Origin of the sequence: Allobosea sp., from assembly GCF_036675845.1 — a bacterium.
Lineage (GTDB): Bacteria > Pseudomonadota > Alphaproteobacteria > Rhizobiales > Beijerinckiaceae > Allobosea.
The window spans coordinates 26,182-43,839 of the sequence record NZ_JAKFED010000089.1; the positions used below are offsets into that span (position 1 = coordinate 26,182).

17 protein-coding genes and 1 tRNA gene are annotated in these 17,658 nt (G+C 69.2%); 7 read left to right on the forward strand and 11 right to left on the reverse strand.

Going from position 1 to position 17,658, the window contains the following annotated elements; genetic code table 11:
• Positions 1-32 precede the first annotated feature (32 nt).
• Positions 33-1,196: a multidrug effflux MFS transporter gene (locus V6M56_RS10445; RefSeq protein WP_332683460.1), complete on the reverse strand. Its 1,164-nt coding sequence runs from the start codon at positions 1,194-1,196 to the stop codon at positions 33-35.
• Positions 1,193-2,095 (reverse strand): DMT family transporter, encoded by a 903-nt coding sequence (locus V6M56_RS10450; RefSeq protein ID WP_332683461.1) that lies wholly within the window; start codon positions 2,093-2,095, stop codon positions 1,193-1,195. Before V6M56_RS10450 ends, V6M56_RS10445 begins: the two co-directional genes overlap by 4 nt.
• A gap of 372 nt (positions 2,096-2,467) precedes the next feature.
• On the opposite strand from V6M56_RS10450, the gene V6M56_RS10455 reads away from it, so the two are divergent.
• Positions 2,468-4,249: a methyl-accepting chemotaxis protein gene (locus V6M56_RS10455; RefSeq protein WP_332683463.1), complete on the forward strand. Its 1,782-nt coding sequence runs from the start codon at positions 2,468-2,470 to the stop codon at positions 4,247-4,249.
• Positions 4,250-4,297: 48 nt separating this feature from the next.
• On the opposite strand, the gene V6M56_RS10460 is transcribed toward V6M56_RS10455, so the two are convergent.
• Both V6M56_RS10460 and V6M56_RS10465 read right to left on the reverse strand, forming a co-directional pair.
• The gene (locus tag V6M56_RS10460) at positions 4,298-5,668 is read right to left on the reverse strand and encodes a tetratricopeptide repeat protein (protein ID WP_332683464.1); all 1,371 of its coding nucleotides are present in this window, start codon (positions 5,666-5,668) and stop codon (positions 4,298-4,300) included.
• 39 nt (positions 5,669-5,707) lie between these two features.
• Positions 5,708-6,007 (reverse strand): DUF1127 domain-containing protein, encoded by a 300-nt coding sequence (locus V6M56_RS10465; protein ID WP_332683466.1) that lies wholly within the window; start codon positions 6,005-6,007, stop codon positions 5,708-5,710.
• Positions 6,008-6,156: 149 nt separating this feature from the next.
• Here V6M56_RS10465 and V6M56_RS10470 point away from each other — a divergent pair, with 149 nt between their 5' ends.
• A complete protein-coding gene (locus V6M56_RS10470) occupies positions 6,157-8,175 on the forward strand; it encodes a BTAD domain-containing putative transcriptional regulator (RefSeq protein ID WP_332683468.1) in 2,019 nt (672 codons plus the stop codon).
• On the opposite strand, the gene V6M56_RS10475 is transcribed toward V6M56_RS10470, so the two are convergent.
• The 5 genes from V6M56_RS10475 to moaA all read right to left on the reverse strand — a co-directional run bounded on the left by V6M56_RS10475 (position 8,160) and on the right by moaA (position 13,359).
• The gene (locus V6M56_RS10475; protein WP_332683470.1) at positions 8,160-9,176 is read right to left on the reverse strand and encodes a Gfo/Idh/MocA family protein; all 1,017 of its coding nucleotides are present in this window, start codon (positions 9,174-9,176) and stop codon (positions 8,160-8,162) included. The two genes, V6M56_RS10470 and V6M56_RS10475, sit on opposite strands and share 16 nt — an antisense overlap.
• Positions 9,173-10,195 carry a Gfo/Idh/MocA family protein gene (locus tag V6M56_RS10480; RefSeq protein ID WP_332683471.1) on the reverse strand — a complete coding sequence of 341 codons (1,023 nt, stop codon included), beginning with the start codon at positions 10,193-10,195 and terminating at the stop codon, positions 9,173-9,175. The genes V6M56_RS10475 and V6M56_RS10480 overlap by 4 nt, the downstream gene beginning before the upstream one ends.
• 1 nt (position 10,196) lies before the next feature.
• Positions 10,197-11,378: an extracellular solute-binding protein gene (locus V6M56_RS10485; protein ID WP_332683473.1), complete on the reverse strand. Its 1,182-nt coding sequence runs from the start codon at positions 11,376-11,378 to the stop codon at positions 10,197-10,199.
• 229 nt (positions 11,379-11,607) lie between these two features.
• Positions 11,608-12,147 carry a putative immunity protein gene (locus V6M56_RS10490; protein ID WP_332683475.1) on the reverse strand — a complete coding sequence of 180 codons (540 nt, stop codon included), beginning with the start codon at positions 12,145-12,147 and terminating at the stop codon, positions 11,608-11,610.
• 207 nt (positions 12,148-12,354) lie between these two features.
• The gene (gene moaA / locus V6M56_RS10495) at positions 12,355-13,359 is read right to left on the reverse strand and encodes a GTP 3',8-cyclase MoaA (protein ID WP_442881128.1); all 1,005 of its coding nucleotides are present in this window, start codon (positions 13,357-13,359) and stop codon (positions 12,355-12,357) included.
• 168 nt (positions 13,360-13,527) lie between these two features.
• On the opposite strand from moaA, the gene V6M56_RS10500 reads away from it, so the two are divergent.
• Positions 13,528-13,896 (forward strand): gamma-butyrobetaine hydroxylase family protein, encoded by a 369-nt coding sequence (locus tag V6M56_RS10500; RefSeq protein WP_332683479.1) that lies wholly within the window; start codon positions 13,528-13,530, stop codon positions 13,894-13,896.
• Between the two features lie 207 nt (positions 13,897-14,103).
• Here the strand turns inward: V6M56_RS10500 and V6M56_RS10505 are convergent, their stop codons facing one another.
• A complete protein-coding gene (locus V6M56_RS10505) occupies positions 14,104-14,682 on the reverse strand; it encodes a L,D-transpeptidase (protein WP_332683480.1) in 579 nt (192 codons plus the stop codon).
• Between the two features lie 338 nt (positions 14,683-15,020).
• Here V6M56_RS10505 and V6M56_RS10510 point away from each other — a divergent pair, with 338 nt between their 5' ends.
• Together V6M56_RS10510 and V6M56_RS10515 are read left to right on the forward strand one after the other, a co-directional pair.
• Positions 15,021-15,245: a hypothetical protein gene (locus tag V6M56_RS10510; RefSeq protein WP_332683481.1), complete on the forward strand. Its 225-nt coding sequence runs from the start codon at positions 15,021-15,023 to the stop codon at positions 15,243-15,245.
• A gap of 122 nt (positions 15,246-15,367) precedes the next feature.
• Positions 15,368-15,442: transfer RNA gene (locus tag V6M56_RS10515), tRNA-Val, on the forward strand.
• 255 nt (positions 15,443-15,697) lie between these two features.
• Here V6M56_RS10515 and V6M56_RS10520 read toward each other — a convergent pair.
• Entirely contained in the window at positions 15,698-16,369 is a 672-nt protein-coding gene (locus V6M56_RS10520) for an HAD family hydrolase (RefSeq protein ID WP_332683482.1), read from the reverse strand.
• A 171-nt stretch (positions 16,370-16,540) separates the two neighbouring features.
• On the opposite strand from V6M56_RS10520, the gene V6M56_RS10525 reads away from it, so the two are divergent.
• Positions 16,541-16,933 (forward strand): hypothetical protein, encoded by a 393-nt coding sequence (locus V6M56_RS10525; RefSeq protein ID WP_442881129.1) that lies wholly within the window; start codon positions 16,541-16,543, stop codon positions 16,931-16,933.
• A 222-nt stretch (positions 16,934-17,155) separates the two neighbouring features.
• Positions 17,156-17,658: aldehyde dehydrogenase family protein (locus tag V6M56_RS10530; protein ID WP_332683483.1), on the forward strand; the 503-nt coding region annotated here is incomplete at its 3' end.

The following is a 17,658-nucleotide window of genomic DNA, read 5'->3' on the forward strand; positions in this document are numbered from 1 at the left end:
CGCGCAAGATTATCGGCTGCGCCCGCTGTGGATCAGCGGCTGAAACGCAGGGCCAGCAGCGCCGCGACCAGCATCAGCCACATCATCGCCATCAGCGATTGCGGCCAGACCGTCACCGCCGCGCTGATCACGATCGTCGCGAGCGCGCCGGAGCCGAGCTGGACGGCGCCCATCAGCCCCGCCGCCGAGCCGGCGAGCTCGGGTTTGGCCGAGAGGGCGGCGGCGGTCGCGCCGGGAATCGTCAGCCCGTTGCCGATGGCATTCACCGCGAGCGGCAGGAACAGCGTCAGTGGCGTCCAGAATGGCGAGAGCGAGATGGCGAGCGCCACCGTCATTGCGACGAAGGAGATCACCAGGCCGATGCGAATCATCCGCGCCGTGCCGATCCGCATGGCCAGCCGCGACATCGCGAAATTGCCGATCATGTAGCCGAAGGCGCTCAGGATGAAATAAGCGCCATAGACGTCCGAGCCACGCCCCATGGTCTCGACCACGATGAAGGGCGCCGCGGCGATGAAGGCGAAGAAGGAGGCGGATGTCATCGTCAGCGCAATGACGTCGACGATGAAGCTGCGGTTGGAGGCGAGCTCGGGAAAGGCGCGGAAGATGCCGAGCAGCGAGGTGCGGATGCCGACGCTGGGGGCGGTCTCGGGCAGGCGCAGGGCTGTCAGCACGAGCGCCACCACGCCGGCCCCGGTCATCGCCCAGAAGATCATGCGCCAGCCGGCCCAGGTCTCGATATGGCCGCCGACATAGGGCGCGATCATCGGGGCGACGACCATGACCATGGTCACCGAGGCGATCTGGCCCGCCGCCTCGTCGCGGCTCGAAGTGTCGCGGATGATGGCGCGCGCCAGGGCGAAGGTCGTGCCGGCCCCGGCGCCCTCCAGCACGCGCGAGAACAGCAGCGCCTCGGTGCTCTGTGCCAGCGCGCCCAGCGCCGAGCCGAGGATGAAGACAACGATGCCGGCAAGCACGCAGGGGCGCCGGCCGAAACGGTCGGAAAGCGGTCCGACGACGAGCTGGGTCAGGGCCACGGCGACGAGGAAGAGCGTCAGCGTCAGCTGGATCGTGGCGTAGCTGGCGGAAAAGCCGCGCGCCAGCGCCGGCGTCGCCGGTGCGACCATGTTGAGCGCGATCGGCTGCAACGCCGAGATCGCCACCAGGATCAGCAAAGCGGGGCGGTTCGGTCTCATAATGGCTTCATCCGGTCGGGCTTCAGCCGGGAATCCGGCCGCACCCGCTGGCGGTGCAGGGTGTAGAGGCCGCTGCCGACGATCAGCGCGATGCCGCAAAAGGCCACCGCATCGGGTGTTTCGCCCCAGATCAGGTAGCCGAGGACGACCGCGAAGACGACGACCGAGTAGCGATAGCCGGCGACCACGCCGACATCCGTCTGGCGGAAGGCGCGGATGATGCACAGGCTCCCGCCCGAGACGAGCAGCGCCGCCAGCGCCAGATAGAGCGTCTCGATCCGCCAGGCCGGTTGCCAGCTTTCGAGCGTCCCGAGGCTCAGGGCCATGAGGCCGCCGACAATGGTGGTGGTCAGAGCGATGATCGTGGCCGGAATGTCGGCGCTGATCCATCGGGTCATCACGTCGCGCGTCGCGGTCAGCCCGGCGCTTGCGAGCGCGACCAGCGCGGCGAGGTTGAAGCCGTCGGCATCCGGCCGGATCACGATCAGCACGCCGGCGAAGCCGACGCTGAGCGCCGCCGTGCGCCGCCAGCCGACCGTCTCGATCCGCAGCAGCACCGCCAGCACCACGATCAGCAGCGGCGAGGCCATGGCGATGGCGGTGACATTGGCGAGCGGCAGCATGCCGAGCGCCCAGATGAAGCAGAGTGCCACCGAAGCGTCGACCAGCCCGCGCAGCAGCAGGATCGGCCTCAGCCCCGAGCCGAGCTTGCGCCAGTCGCCCAGTATGGCGACAAGGGCCAGGGCGATCAGGATCGCGAAGCAGGTCCGCAGCGCCAGCGCCTGGCCGGCAGGGAACGCCGCGCGCGCGAGCTTCATCATGGCGTCGTTGGCGACGAACAGCGACATCGCCGCCAGCATGGCGAGGATTCCGCTGCGGTTCTGGGCGGCGGTGGCCAAGGCAGGTTCCAGTCCGGTCGGTAGGCTCAGGCGCCGCAGCGGGCGAGGGCCAAGCTAGAGAGATCTAAGGGAGAGAGATCGAAGGGCGTCTGGCCGCCGGTGCTGAGATCGGCGACGATCACGTCGTGACGAGGCGCGGTCATCGCTTGTTTTATGTCCTGGCGTCCGGCCGGCTGCTGCCGACAGGCTGGACAATCTAGTCCGGCGGGCCGGGCAGGGTCCATGCCCGCGCCGAGGGCAGCCGTATGCGCGCGCCGCGGGCAGCACGGGAAGCTGACCTTGCGGAATTTTGCTTCGGGTGGGTGGCCGAGAGGGTTTGTTAACCCTGTTCGCCGCATAGCTTGCAGGTTCGCGCTATTCCGGGATCGGCCTATGCTTGCTCGCTCAGTCCGGCGTCTGTTGGACCGTGTCGGCTCCGCCGCGCCGGTCGCGGTGCCGGCTGAGCCGGCCGCCGCAGTGCCCGCTCCGGCGCCGCCCGGCCCGCAGGCCGAAGCGCCGCTCGGCGAAGCCATCAACGAACTCGAGAACGATGTCGTGGCCGCCATGCGCCGGCTCAATGACGGGCTCGACCGGGCCGAGGAGTTCTCCGCCCGCTCGGAGGCCCGCTCGCGCGAGATCCATGGCGGCATGGCCGAGCTGCGCGACGTCACCTTCACCGCCAGCGCCAATTCATCGGCGCTCGCCAGCGCGACCCTGCAGGTTTCCGAGGCGGCCGAGCGCGTCGGTGCCTCGATGACGGGCGCCAGGGACATGCTCGACGCTGCTGCGACCCGCGCCGCCGAGGCGACGCAGATGATGAGCGACCTGGCGCTGGCGACCAGCGAGATCCGCTCGATCGTCGACGCCATCGCCGAGATCGCCCGCCAGACCAATTTGCTCGCCCTCAACGCCACCATCGAGGCCGCCCGCGCCGGCGAGGCGGGCCGCGGCTTCGGCGTGGTCGCGCAGGAGGTGAAGTCGCTCTCGCTCGAGGTCCGCGAGGCGGTCGACGACATCCGCGGCCGGGTCGACCGGCTGAACCAGACGGCGCAGGGCTCGGCCGCCTTCGTCAGCGACGCGTTCCGGCTGGTCGGTGACGTCAACCCCGTCATGGCGACGATCGGCGAGGCTTCGCATGAACAGGCGGCGGCCGCGGCCGAGCTCACGCGCAGCGCCGAGGTGACGGCGCGCTTTATCGAGACCGTCCAGCACCGCGTCAGCGACATCGACCGGGTCGCGCTCGCAGCTGCCGACGAGAGCGCCGGAGCGCGGCGCGCGCTCTCGGAGGGCGCCCGCCAGGCAGACGGCCTGCTCGAGCGTTTCGTCCCGACCTTGCGCCAGACCGTGTTCGCCGACCGGCGCCGGCATGATCGCTTCCCGGCCGAGTTCCCGGTCACTCTGAAGGTCGCGGGCGAGGTTTTCGCGCTCCAGACCATCGATCTCGGCTGCGGCGGCACGCTTCTCTCCGGCGGCGAGGATCTGCGCCTGCCGGTCGGGGCTCGGGGTGAACTGACGATCGACGGCCTGCCGGCGCTGGCCTGCCGGGTCAAGGCGAGGAGCGATCTCGGCCTGCATATCGCCTTCGAGATCGCCTTCGATGCCGACGACGGCCAGGGTCAGGCGGCGCTGCGCCAGCGCCTGGCCGAGGTCGAGGACGGCTACCGGCCGCTGATCGAACGGGCCCAGCTCTTTTCGCGGCAGGTGGCGCTGCTGTTCGAGGACGCCCTGAGCCAGCGCCGGCTGAGCGAGGACGAGCTGTTCGACACCGATTATGCCGCGCTGCCCGATACCGAGCCGCGGCAGTTCACCAATCGCGCGCTGCCCGTGCTCCAGGCGATCCTGCCGCCGGCGCTGGCGGAGGCATTGAGGAGCGATTCGCGCCTGGTCTTCACCGTGGCGATCGACCGCAACGGCTACATCCCGGTGCATCACCCGCAATATTCCCTGCCGCAGCGACCCGGCGATCGCGATTGGGACCCGGCCTATAGCCGCGACCGCCGCATCTTCGACGATCGCGCCGGCATCATGGCGGCGCGCTCGACCAGGCCGTTCCTGGTGCAGTCCTATCATCGCGACATGGGCGAAGCCGGCACCCAGCTGATGCGCGAGGTCGACGCGCCGCTGCGCGTCAACGGCCGCCATTGGGGCGGCGTGCGCATGGCCTACCGGATGTGAGAGCTTGCGGCAGCGGGCCTTGCGGGGTCCGCCGCCGCAAGTCGGGGCTCACGCTGCGGCGATCCCGCAGGTCAGGCCGTCGCAGCCGGCCTGATCGCCGCAGCTTGAGAGCCCGGCGCGCCGCGCGAAGAGCTTGGCGAGCGGGCTGTCGTGCTTCGCCATCACCCGCTCAGCCGCCAGCGCCTTTGCCAGCGAGCGCTCGCCGGCGCGCAAGGCCGCCTCGATCAGCGTCAGGTCGATGATGTCGCGCTGGGCATTGCTGCCGCCGAAGCGCGCGGCGATGGCGCGCACCGGCCGGATCAGCCGCACGGCATCGCCGTAACGGCCCTCGCCGAAGGCCTTGAGCGCCTGCATCAGCGGATAGCCGACCTGCTGCGTGAAATCGGCATTGTCGCTGGCGGCGAGCAGGGCGATCGACTGCGTCTCCAGCGTCTGCTCGGCGAGATCGCGCCGGCCGGCCCCGACAAAGGCCATCATGGCGTGGAAATCGTTGAAGGCGTAGCCGCCGGCGCTCCACCCCGCCTCGTATTGTCGCGCCAGCAGCTGCCAGCGCTGGCCGACATCGACGCCGCGCAGATGCAGCCGCCAGAGCATGGCGGAGGCGTCGATCAGGTCCATCATCTGCGGCGCGGCGACCGAGGTGATCGGCCCGTCGACCAGCTCCAGCACCTCGTCGATCTGACCGAGCTCGAGGTGATAGAGCGCCAGATGCCACCAGTTGTGGACGGCGAGGAAGCTGTCGGTCGTCCAGCTCGCCAGGTCCTCGCGCATGAAGGCGATGCCGTCGTCATGGCGGCCCTGCATCTCCAGCACATGGGCGACCGCATGCCGCGCCCAGCCATCGCCGGCCTCCGCGGCGAGCGCGGCGCGACCCTGGCGCTCGGCCTGCCCGTAGAGCCCGTTCTCCTCGAGTCCGAAGGCATGCATGCCGAGCATCGAATGGTGGCCGGGAGTCGTCTTCGACCAGGCCGGCAGCGCCCGCGCGATCCGATCCTTCAGCATGCGGCCATTGCCGGTGAAGTAGTCGATCTGATGCCCGGCGATCAGCGCCAGCAGGTCGCGCGGGTTTTCCAGCGCCACATCCTCGATGACGCGCGAGGCGAGGTGCCACTGGCCGGCGGCGAGATGGCGCAGCGCCGCCAGATGGCCGCGCTCCTGGGCGGTCCCCGGCAAGGCCTCCGCCGCCGCGATCGCCGCCCGCGCGACCGGGAGGGCTGCCGGGGCCGTGCCGAGCAGATAGAGCCAGGCCTTCAGCGCATGCGCCATGACGAAGCCGGGCCCGGCCGCGATCAGGCTCTCGGCCGCGCCGACCGGATCGCCGGCGTAGACGGAGAACTGCCGGATCGCGTCGGAATAGGCGAGGGCGGCGTCGGCGTTGGCGCCGGAGAGGGCGTGGCCGCGGATATCGGTGATGGTCATGGTGCGTCTTTCGATTTCAGAGGGGATGGAGCGAGGCGTTCAGGCCCCGGTTCGATCGGCGAGTTCGACACATTCGCGCAGCGGCACCCCGGCGACGGCGGCGCCGATCTGGATGCGGGTGATGCCGATATCGGCGAGCATGCGGTCGTCGAGCCGGGCCATGTCCGCTTCCGCGCGCCTCAGCATGCGGCGCCGGCCGGCGGCCCTGCACCAGGCTGCGAAGCCTGCGATCAGGCGGCCGGCCGATTGGGCGAGGTGCCGGCGGCCGGGCTCTGCGGCGAGCGGGAACTGGTAGGGACCGTGAATCTCGTTAAGCAGCTGGTTTCCGGGAATGCGCATCTGAAAGCCTCCAGGGGCTGGCTACCGCGGCCGGACCATCCGGGCGGCGGCATTGGAGGTGGTCTAGGCGGGGGCCATCAGCCCGGCATGGAAGCGGCGTGAAACTTGCGGTAAATCGACAGGAATTCCCTCTCGTCAGGGGTCCATCCATGGAAAGTTCGGCCGGCGTGCCGTGTTGCGAGGCCGCACGCTTCAGGCTCAGCCTGTTCGGTGGTTTCGACCTGCGCCATGAAGGCGGCGGCGCGGCCCTGCTGCCGACGCGCAAGGCGCAACTGCTGCTGGCCTATCTCGCCCTGCCGGCCGGGCTCGCCCATTCGCGCGAGAAGCTTGCCGGCCTGTTCTGGGGCGAGCGGCAGGAGGAGCAGGCGCGCGGCAGCCTGCGCAACGGCCTCGCCGCGATCCGCGCTCTGCTCGGCGCCGGGGCGCTTGGCGGCGAGCGCGACACCGTCGAACTCGTCCCGGGACTGATCGGGCTCGATGTCGACCGGCTGGCCGCCGCTGCCGCCGGCAGGGAGGACGTCACCGACGAGTTCCTCGGCCTCGTCCTGCGCACCGAACTGCTCGAAGGCGGCGTGCTGCCTTCGGAGAGCTTCGCCGAATGGCTCGCCTTCGAGCGCATGCGTTGCCGGGGCCTCGCGACCGCCGCGACACAGAAGGCGATTGCCGCGCATCGGCAGGCCGGGCGCTTCGGCCCGGCGATCGAGCTCGGCCAGCGCCTCGTCGCGCTCGATCCCCTGCGCGAACAGAGCCACCGTCTGCTGATCGAGTGTTATGCCGCCTCGGGCGAGCGGTCGCGCGCGATGACCCAGTTCCAGAACTGCCAGGACGTTCTTTCACGCGAACTCGGCGTCCAGCCTTCGGTCGAGACGACGACGCTGCTGCGCCGGATCGCCGATGCACCGGACCTGCCGGCGGTGCCCGTAACCGCTTCGGAACCGCTCGCCGCGCAATCCGCGCCGGCGCCAACGAGCTTCTCGATCGCGGTCCTGCCCTTCGTCAATCTCGGCGGCGACCCTGACCAGAACTTCATGGCCGAGGGTTTTTCCGAGGATCTGATCACCGAACTGTCGCGCCGGCGCGATTTCTCGGTCATCGCCCGCCAGTCGAGCTACCTGTTCTCGGGCAGGCCGGAGACCGCCTCGGTGGCAGCCGCCGAACTCTCGGCGCGCTATGCGCTGGCCGGCAGCCTGCGCCGGGCCGGCGAGCGCCTGCGCGTCACCGCGCAACTCATCGATTCCGCCGGCAACCGCTGCATCTGGGCCGAGCGCTACGACCGCGCCATGGCCGACATCTTCGCGATGCAGGACGAGATCGTCGCCGGCATCGTCGATCGCGTCGACGCCGAGGTCCGGCAGGACGAGCGCGAGCGCGCCGCCCGCAGGCTGCCGCGCGAGCTCGATGCCTGGGAGCTGTTCCATCGCGGCCTTTGGCACGTCTACCGCTTTACCCGCGACGACGTCGCCGCAGGCGAGGAACTGTTCCGCCGGGCGGTGGAGCGCGCGCCCGACTTCGCCTTGCCCCATGCCGGGCTCGGCTATGCCGCCTTCGTCCGCGCGGTCTGGTATTTTGCGCCCGATCCGCGACCGGTCCTCGCCGAGGGCATCGGCCATGCCGAGACGGCGGTGGTGCTCGATGGCGAGAACGCCTTCGGCCATTTCGCGCTGGGACGGCTCCTGACGCTCGCGGGCGAGATCGGGCGGGCGCTGCACCATCTGCGCCTGGCGATCGCGTTCAATCCCAGCTTCGCCCAGGCGCATTTCGGCCTGGCGCAGGCGCTGGTCTACGCCGCGCAGCCGGCGCAGGCGCTGGCGAGCATCGAGACCGCGCTCAAGCTGAGCCCCAAGGACCCGCTCTCCAGCATGTTCCTGACGCTGCGCTCCTTCTGCCATTACAGCCTCGGCGACTATGCCGCGGCGGAAGTGGCGGGGCGCACCGCGACGCAGTTGCAGATGCGCGAGACCTGGTCGCGGCTCGCGCTGGCGGCGGCGCTGGTCGAGCTCGGGCGGGTCGAGGAGGCAAGGCGCGCCGTCGCGGAAGCGAGGCGCATCGAGCCGGCCCTGTCGCTGGAAAGCTTCGGCCGTCTGGTCAGGCCGGTGTCGCCGGCCTTGCGCGAGCGCGTCTGGGCGGCGCTGCGCGCCGCCGGGATCGAGGCTCAGCCCGACGCCTGAACCCGCCCGCGGGCGAGGATCTCGTCGATCAGCCGCTGCGATGCCAGCGCACCTTCGCCGGTGACGACAGGCTCGCCGCCGTTCTCGATCGCATCGAGGAAATCCGCGATCACCGCCCGGTGCGCATCATGCGGAAAGTCCATGATGTTGGCGCCGCTGCCGGTGCTGCCCTCGGCTTCCACCACCTCGCTGCGCCCGTCGAGGAAGGAAAGCTGCAACCGACCGCCCGTCAGCGCGGCATGGCCCTTGCGGCCGATGATCTCGATGCGCTCGGGATGGCCGGGATAGGCGGCGGTGGTGGTGACCAGCGTCGCCGGCGCGCCATTGCTGGTCTCCAGCAGGGCGCCGACATAGTCCTCCGTCTCCATCGCGTGCAGGCCGGTGGTGCGGACCTGCGCGGCGACGACCTTCGAGACGCCGATCAGCGAGCGGAACAGGTCGAGCGAATGGATCGCCTGCGTCAGCAGCACGCCGCCGCCGTCGCGGGCCAGCGTGCCGCGTCCCGGCTCGTCGTAATAGGCCTGCGGCCGCCACCACGGCACCTGCAGCAGGGCGGCCTCGACCTCGCCGAGCTCGCCGCCGTCGAGCGCCGCCTTGAGGCGCAGGCTCGCCGGCCGGAACCGATGCTGCAGCACGACGCCGAAGACCTTGCCGGCCCGCCGCGCCGCCGCGACCAGCGCCTCGCCGCGGGCGACGGTCAATTCGAGCGGCTTTTCGACCAGCACATGCTTGCCGGCGGCCAGGCAGCGCGCCGAGACCTCGAGATGGCTCGATGGCGGCGTCAGCACGATCACCGCCTCGACGTTTTCGTCGGCGAGGACGGCCTCGATATCGGTCGTGCCGGGGAAGGGGAACTGCTGGCGGTAGGCGGCCAGCCGCTCGGGCGAGCGGCTGGCGACCCAGCGCACGTCGAGCCGCTCGGCGAGGTCGGCGAGGCTGCGCGAATGGGGCAGGGAGGCTGGCCCGAGGCCGATGACGGCGATGCCGATCTTGCGCTTCACGTCGGTCTCGTTCCTGTCTTGGGAAGGCGGACGGCCTGCGCCTGCGCCTGGAGGGCGAGCCGGCAGACGGTGAACATGTGCTGCTGCGAGGAGGCGGTCTCGCTCCGGTCGGCAATATCCGCGATCAGCCTGCGGAAATAGGTCAGCTTCTCGCCGGAGGCGTCGATATGGCGCGTTCCGGCGCTGTCGACGAGGAAGAGATGGTCGGTTCCCGGCCGCCCGGCGATGTCGACATATTTGCGCAGCTCGATGGTGCCCTTCGTGCCGAGGATGGTGAGGCGGCCATCGCCCCATGTCGGCAGCCCGTCGGCGGTGAACCAGTCGACGCGGATGAAGCCGGAGGCCCTGTCGCTGCGCAGCAGCACCTCGCCGAAATCCTCGTAATCCGGCAGGTCGGCCTCGCCGAAATGGCCGATGCCGGAAGCGACGATCTCGGCATCCTGCGAGCCGGTGAAATGCAGGAACTGGTCGATCTGGTGCGAGGCGATGTCGGCGAGGATGCCGCCGGCCTGCTCCTTCTCGAAGAACCAGTCCGGGCGGATCGCGCGGTTGAGCCGGTGCGGGCCCAGGCCGACCGTCTGCACCACGCGCCCGATCGCGCCGTCCGCGATCAGCTTGCCGGCGACGATGGTCGAGGGCACGACGAAACGCTCCGAGAAGCAGATCGAAAAGATCCGGCCCGTCTCGGCCACAGTGGCCTCGACCTCGGCGAGCTGGGCGAAGGAGGTCACGCCCGGCTTGTCGACCATCGCGTCCTTGCCGGCGCGCATCGCTTTGACAGCGAGCGGCGCGCGCTCGGAAGGAATGCCGGCGCAGACGACGAGGTCGACCGAGGGGTCATCGAGCAGGCGCTCGCCCGCCATCTCCTTGAGCTGCGGAAAGCGCTCGCGAAAGCCCGCCAGCACGCGCGCATCGCTGGTCTGCGGATCGAAGCCGGCGCAATCCGCGCCGGCTTCGAGAAGGCCGCCGACCATATGGTAGACATGGCGATGGTCGAGGCCGATGGCAGCGAAGCGCATGCTATTTCGGCGCGTGCCCGGCGCCGATCTCCTGGTCCCAGCGCCGGAAGGCGGCGACCAGGCGCTCGGGCGTCAGCGGCGGGCGGGTCGGCAGGCTGCCGATCAGTCCGTCATATTCGGGGCGGCCATATTCCTTGATGACGTCCTGGCTCTCCTTCGGTGCCATGGCGAGCGTCACGCCCTTCACCGCCGGGCCGGGATAGAAATAGCCCTTGTCATAGGTCGCGGCCTGCGCCTCCGGCTTCAGCATGTGGGACATCAGCGCCAGGATCACCGGGATCTTCGCCGCCGCGACACCCTTGGGGATGCACATGAACTGGGTGTCGGGGATCCAGTGCGTGTTGGCGAGGACGAAGACCTTGGCCTCCTTCGGCACGATGCCGAGCGCCCGCGGGTTGATGTCCCAGCCCAGCGTCGAGACGATGACGTCGCGCGTGCCTTCGCCGAGCTCCTTCATCGTCGGCGTGGTGCCGCCGGGATAATAGTCGATGCCGGTGCCGAGTTCCTTGAGATAGGCCCAGCTCTTGGTCCAGCCGTTCATCGGGTCGCTCGGGTCGCTGTCGCCGAGGATGTAGGGCAGGCCCTGCAGGAAGGTCCAGCCGGGACCGGAGTTGAGCGGCCGGGCATAGGTGAAGCGGTTCTTGTTCTGCTTCACATAGGCGAGGAACTCCTCGGCCGTCTTGGGCACGGTCTTCAGCCGGTCGGCGGCATATTCGAACAGCGGCCCCGACGGCGAATAGACCACCGCGACGCCTTCGTTCTGGCCGAAATTGCGCTGCATCATCAGCGCCTGCTCGTGATAGATCTCCTCGGCCTTGGGCAGGGCGGCGGTGTGCGACTTCCAGACGTCGACCCAGAGACCCTGCTGGACGCCGTCCGACATCGCGCCCGGCCCGGTCAGCACCATGTCGATGTCGACGCGGTTGGCGTCCTGCTGGGCCTTGAGCTTGGCCGGCAGTTCGGGCGAGGGCGCGCGCGAGAAATTCAGGCGCGAGATCAGCTTCGGATTGTCCTTGGCGAATTTCTCGATCGCGGCCTGGGTCAACTGCAGGTTGCCGGCGACGTCGATGATGTTGAGCGCCACCGGGCTCGCCGGGGCGGCCTGGGCGAAGGCGCCGGTCGCCTGAAGCGCTGCGAGACTGGATGCGCCGGCGACGACGCTGCGACGTGTCAGATTGACCATGTCTTCTCCCCGTTCCTGGCCTGCTGTCGGCGCCGCCTGAGTGGCGGCGGCTCGCGGCCTTGACATGTATACTAGTGCACCAGTCTCGCGGCGTGCAAGATGCGGCAGGAGCAGGGCGGGGATGTGTGGGGCTGGGTTGGTGGCGGTTGCCCACCCCTGAGCGGTGTCAGGGGCGCTATGGGTGGGAAGCTGACTTTGGCTTCGTGCCGACCAGCCTTCCCGTCCAAGATCATCGCAGAGACTCGTCCAACTGGCGGATCAGTTCTCCGACCCGCCCACCGCCGGGCGGGGCTCCCGGATAACGCCTCAGGACGTCCACCACCACGGAATGCGCAAGGATCCGCGACTGCGCGATGCAGTCAGCTCCGACGGTGGGGTCGCTGCCGGCGGAGAGCTCGAACGCTCGAGCGGCATGGGCGGCTGACCCCAGGATATGCTTGACCTGAGTCGCTTTCGCCAGGGGGTGGAGGAACGCCGCACCGGCGGCGGCCAGCGCCGCGCGCGCCGCGTCGCTCGCGGCAGCCTGGCCTGCATCGCGGGCGTCCTGGGCCGCCTGTTGCGCCGCCCATGCGCCGTCGCGTAGCGCTTTGGTCCGCTCGGCGCCATCCGCGAAGGCCTGCGCCGCGTCTATCGCGGCTCGTGGGCGCAGATCGTCAGGGCGTTCCCGTTCGAAGAGCGCCAACGCCGGCCGCGCGCACGCCACCGCGAAGCCGGCGACCGCCCGCAGTTCGGACCGGCTGAGTTCGATCATTGCGGAGTCATCCGCCATGGCGCCGTCCTTTCGCACAGGCGACGAAATCTCAATGGGGTTCGGATCGACCGGCGTTCATGGCTGCCGGGCGCTGAGACCCGCCGCGCAAAAGCGGGGCTTTTCAACGTCCGCCACGGGTCGAAAGCAGCCGCGCCTATAGGCCAGAGTGCGATAGCACGGTTCCTGGCAAGCTCTGCGATTCGGTCTGGCGCAGGCCGCTCGGCCCTAGCCCCCGGTCACGCTCATATGCCGGCCCACCGCCGCCCTCGGCCGCCTCCGGTCGATGACGAAGTCATGGCCCTTGGGCTTGCGCGAGATCGCCTCTTCCATGGCGCGGTAGAGCGCCGCGTCGTCGCTGGAGGCGCGGATCGGGCTGCGCAGATCGGCGGCGTCCTCCTGGCCGAGGCACATATAGAGCGTGCCGGTGCAGGTCAGGCGCACCCGGTTGCAGCTCTCGCAGAAATTATGGGTCATCGGCGTGATGAAGCCGACGAGCCCGCCGGTCTCGGCGACCTTGACGTAGCGGGCCGGCCCGCCGGTCCGGTAGGGATCGTCGGTGAGCGCGTAGCGGTCCATCAGCCGGGCGCGCACCACCGAGAGCGGCAGGAACTGGTCGAGCCGCGCCGGCTCGATCTCGCCGAGCGGCATCACCTCGATCAGGGTCAGGTCCATGCCGAGCCCATGGGCCCATTGCATCAGCCCCTCGATCTCGTCCTCGTTGACGCCCTTCAGCGCCACCGCATTGATCTTGACGCGCAGGCCGGCGGCACGGGCCGCCTCGATCCCGGCGAGCACCTTGGCGAGGTCGCCCCAGCGCGTGATCTTGCGGAACTTGTCCGGGTCGAGCGTGTCGAGCGAGACGTTGACGCGGCGAACCCCGCAGGCCGCGAGTTCGGCGGCATAGCGGGCGAGCTGCGAGCCATTGGTGGTCAGCGTCAGCTCGTCGAGCGCGCCCGAGGCGAGATGGCGCGAGAGCGAGCGGAACAGGTTCATGATGTCGCGCCGGACCAGCGGCTCGCCGCCGGTGATGCGCAGCTTGCGCGTGCCGCGCGAGACGAAAGCGGTGGCGACGCGGTCGACCTCCTCCAGCGTCAGCAAATCGCGCTTCGGCAGGAAGGCCATGTCCTCCGACATGCAGTAGACGCAGCGGAAATCGCAGCGATCCGTCACCGAGATGCGCAGATAGGAGATGTCGCGGCCGAACGGGTCGGTCAGTGGCGCGCGCGTCAAAGGTTTCACCGGATCGTGCAGCACGAAAGCCCTGGTCCTCGGCTGGTCATGGCGGCCGGTGCGCGGCGGGTGCGCCGGCCGTCCCATTGATATAGGCAGAGAGCATCGTCACCGCCACGGGCGAGTCAAGCGCACGCAAGGCCGCATCCGGCCTGGGGAAACACGAAGATGTCAGATTGGCCGAGCGAGATCAGGCTGTCGAAGGACCGCCGCACCCTGCATGTCACTTTCGAGGGCGGCGAGAGCCATGCCATTTCGGCCGAGCTCCTGCGCGTCGAGAGCCCATCGGCCGAGGTCCAGGGCCATGGCCCGACCCAGAAGCAGACCGTGCCGGGCAAGCGCGAGGTCGAGATCCTCAAGGTCGAGCCGGTCGGCCATTATGCCGTCCGGCTGACCTTCGACGACATGCACGACACCGGCATCTATGGCTGGGATTATCTGCGCGAGCTCGGCCGCGATGGCGAGGCCAGGCTGCAAGCCTATCTCGACGCGCTCGAGGCGAAGGGGCTTTCAAGGGAGCGGAAGGGGCGACACTGATCCCTGGTCGACTTCACCTGCATCCCCGTCATCCCGGCCGCAGCGAAGCGGAGCGCCGGGATCCATCGTAGCGTGCGACGCCCTTCGATGGATTCCGGAGCAGCGCCGCTTTCGCGGCTTGTCCGGAATGACGGAAATGGGGAGTACGGAAAGGCGAAAGGCCGGCGCGAGCCGGCCTTTCGTCGACGAAATCCGAAGCGAGTGCGTTCAGCGGGCGACGACGACCCGGGTGCCGATCTTGGCGCGCTCGTAAAGGTCGATCACGTCCTCGTTCAGCATGCGGATGCAGCCCGAGGAGACGGCCTGGCCGATCGTCTCCGGCTCGTTCGAGCCGTGGATGCGGTAGAGCGTCGAGCCGAGATAGAGGGCGCGCGCGCCCATCGGGTTCTCCGGGCCGCCAGGCATGAAGCGCGGCAGGTCGGGCCGGCGCTTCAGCATCTGGGACGGCGGGGTCCAGGTCGGCCATTCGGTCTTGCGGGAGATGGTCTGCGTGCCGGCCCAGTCGAAGCCGGGGCGGCCGACGCCGACGCCGTAGCGCACGGCCTTGCCATCGGGCAGCACATAATAGAGGCGGCGCTCGGTGGTGTTGATCACGATCGTGCCGGGACGATGCTTGCCGGAATAGGAAACGATCTCGCGCGGGATGGCGGTCGCCTGGGCCTTGGCCGGGTCGGCATATTGCATCAGCGGCTGGCGGGTCAGCGGGTCGATCTCGGCGACAGCCAAGGTCGCGCTCGCCGATAGGCACGCGCCGGCGATCAGAACCAGGTTCAGGAAACGGGTCATTGCGGCCTCAAACGGGACAGGGAGCGGTGGCGCGGGAGGAAAAGGTGACGGAAAAACGTCAACAATTCCCAAAATTTCTGGCAGAAGCGCATCTGCGGCGCAATCGATCGACGATCACATCGGCGCGACCCTTCGCGTTTCGGCGCACCCGTTGCGGCATGGCAACAGGCCTTTCGCCCTGCCACGCTCTTGGCGCAATCTGGCCGGCTTTCGCGAGCGGGCGCGGCGAGGCGTGATTTGCCGGGCGGCGAACGCGATGTGATGGAACTGGCAGGCTCCTCGGAACGTTTGCCTTGCGCCTGCCGGCTTCACCGGGCAGGCCGCACAGGACCTGCCTCATGACGACAGACGAGACCGAGGAACAGCGCATCATCCGGATTGCGCGCGCCATGTGCAGATCGGCGAGGATCGACCCGGACTCGACCATCGACGAGCGCCGCCTTCTGTCGATCATGCGGGAGCAGCCGGGCTCCTCAAGACCGCAGCCGGCCTGGACGGCGTTCCGAGCCCATGCCGCGGCCTTCGCGGCCCAGCATCCGCCCGAGATGGTGGCGGCGCTGTAGGGCTTTTGCGCAGCCATTCCGGGATGTCTCGCCGCAGCCTTGCGATTTCCCGGCGGAAGACGGGCCGCGGCGGCATCGGCATTCTTGACGCGGCCACGCGCGCGCCCTAGGAGAGCCGCTCCGGGCGATTAGCTCAGCGGTAGAGCACTCCCTTCACACGGGAGGGGTCACAGGTTCGATCCCTGTATCGCCCACCATTCCGACGGTTTTTTCTGTTCTCGCCGGGGCTGTTCGCCTCGGGCAAGAGATGGCCGAGCAGCGCAATGCCGGCCTTGCGGCGGTTGCAGGTCCTGCCCGCCATCCTGCGCCTTCGGACCGAACTACATCTGTCATCCCGGCGAAGCCGCGCGGTCCGGAATCCATGCCGGATCGGTTCAGGCATGGAACGCGGGTCTCCATCCGGTCGCCCGGGACGACTGAACCTCGTCAGACGCCCCCAATGCAACGTGCTTCTAGCGCAGGACGGCCCGCACCGCTTCCGGCAGCTCGTCGAAATGCTGGATGACGCGGTCGGGCGAAAGCGCCTCGACCGGCACGTCGGTATAGCCGAACGGCACGCAGATCACCGGCAGCCCGGCGGCGCGGGCGGTGTCCACATCGGTGCGGGAATCGCCGATCATCACTGCCCGGGCCGGATCGGCGCCGGCCTGCGCGATGGTCTGCGTCAGATGGCGCGGGTCGGGCTTGAAGAACGGGAAGCTGTCGCGCCCGGCGATCGCGGCGAAGCGCCCGGTGATCGAAAAATGGTCGAGGATCAGGCGGGTGTGCAGGATCGGCTTGTTGGTGCAGACGCCGAAGACGAAGCCTTCTTCGGCGAGCGCGTCGAGCGCCCCCGGGACGCCGTCATGGATGAAGCTGTTGGGCGCGACCGCCCCGGCATAGATCGTCAGGAAATCCTCGAACAGCAGTTCCAGCTTCTCCGCCGGAAGCGGCCGGCCGCTGACCTTGAAGCCGCGTTCGAGCAGCGCGCGTGCTCCGGCGCCGACGAGTTCGCGGGCCCGTTCCACCGGCAGCGCCGGCAGGCCCTCGCGCTCGAGGATGACGTTGAGCGTGCGCATGATGTCGGGGGCGGTTTCGGCAAGCGTGCCGTCGAGATCGAAGACGACGATGGGAGGCAGGGGCATGGCGGTCTCTGTGGCGGCGTTCGCCGGCTTAAAGGCCTTCGGTCGCGGCTTGGCAAGGGCCGGCCGTCGCCCCTCGCCATCTGGCCGCTTTGGCTTGCCCGGCAATTGCCGGGCACAATCTGGCCGGGTGGCGTGGTATCCTGCCCACGAATCGTCGAAGAGGTCGAAGCCGTGTCGAATCTCGTGAAACATCCGAAGCGCGCGACCGGCCGGGCGCTCGTCTTCGCCAGCCTGGCGGCGGCGCTGCTCGCCGGCCCTGCCGTCGCCGCGCCTTTCGAGTTCGCGCCGGCGCCGCAGACCGATCTCAACCGGGTCTACCGCGTCGACAAGGCGACCGGCGAGGTCGGCGCCTGCCAGTTCCAGCTCAAGGAGGGCGGCATCGGCCTCACCGCCTGCTTCCCGGCGGGGGAGGGGGCGGGACCGCAGCCGCCGAGCGACTATGTCCTGATCCCTTCACGGCATGAGCGCGAAGGCGGCATCTTCCGCGCCAATGTCCGCACCGGCGAGATGAGCATCTGCTACGTCTTCGACGACAAGGTGGTCTGCACGCCGCAGGGCAAGTGAGCGCGCCATGGCCGCCGCTCGCGGAGCGGTTTTCGACCTGACCCAACCGTCATTGCGAGTGTAAGCGAAGCAAGCCAGGAGGGCTCGCTCGACGCCCCCTGGATTGCTTCGTCGCTTCGCTCCTCGCAATGACGGCGACGGCCATCCGGCTTTCGCTATCGGCAAGTCGCATGCCGGCATGCTAGAGGCCCGGAACCCGCCCCCAAACGGCCGAGGCCCGCCATGCTCTCTCTCACTGACCCGACCCTTCTTCGCTCGCAGTGCCATGTCGATGGCGCCTGGATCGGGGAGGGCGTCGATGCGGTCGACAACCCGGCGACGGGCGAGCTGCTCGCGAAAGTGCCGCGCTTTGGGGCCGACGAAACCACTGCCGCGGTCGAGGCCGCCTCGCGGGCCTTCAAGCCCTGGGCGAAGAAGACTGCAAAGGAACGCTCGCAGATCCTGCGCAAATGGTTCGAGCTGATCATGGCGAACCAGGAGGACCTGGCGCAGATCATGACGGCCGAGCAGGGCAAGCCGCTGGCGGAGGCCCGCGGCGAGGTCGCCTATGCCGCCTCCTTCGTCGAGTTCTATGCCGAGGAAGCCAAGCGCATCTATGGCGAGACGATTCCCTCGCCCTTCCCGAATTCGCGCATCATCGTGCAGAAGCAGCCGGTCGGCGTCTGCGCCGCGATCACGCCGTGGAACTTCCCGGCGGCGATGATCACCCGCAAATGCGCGCCGGG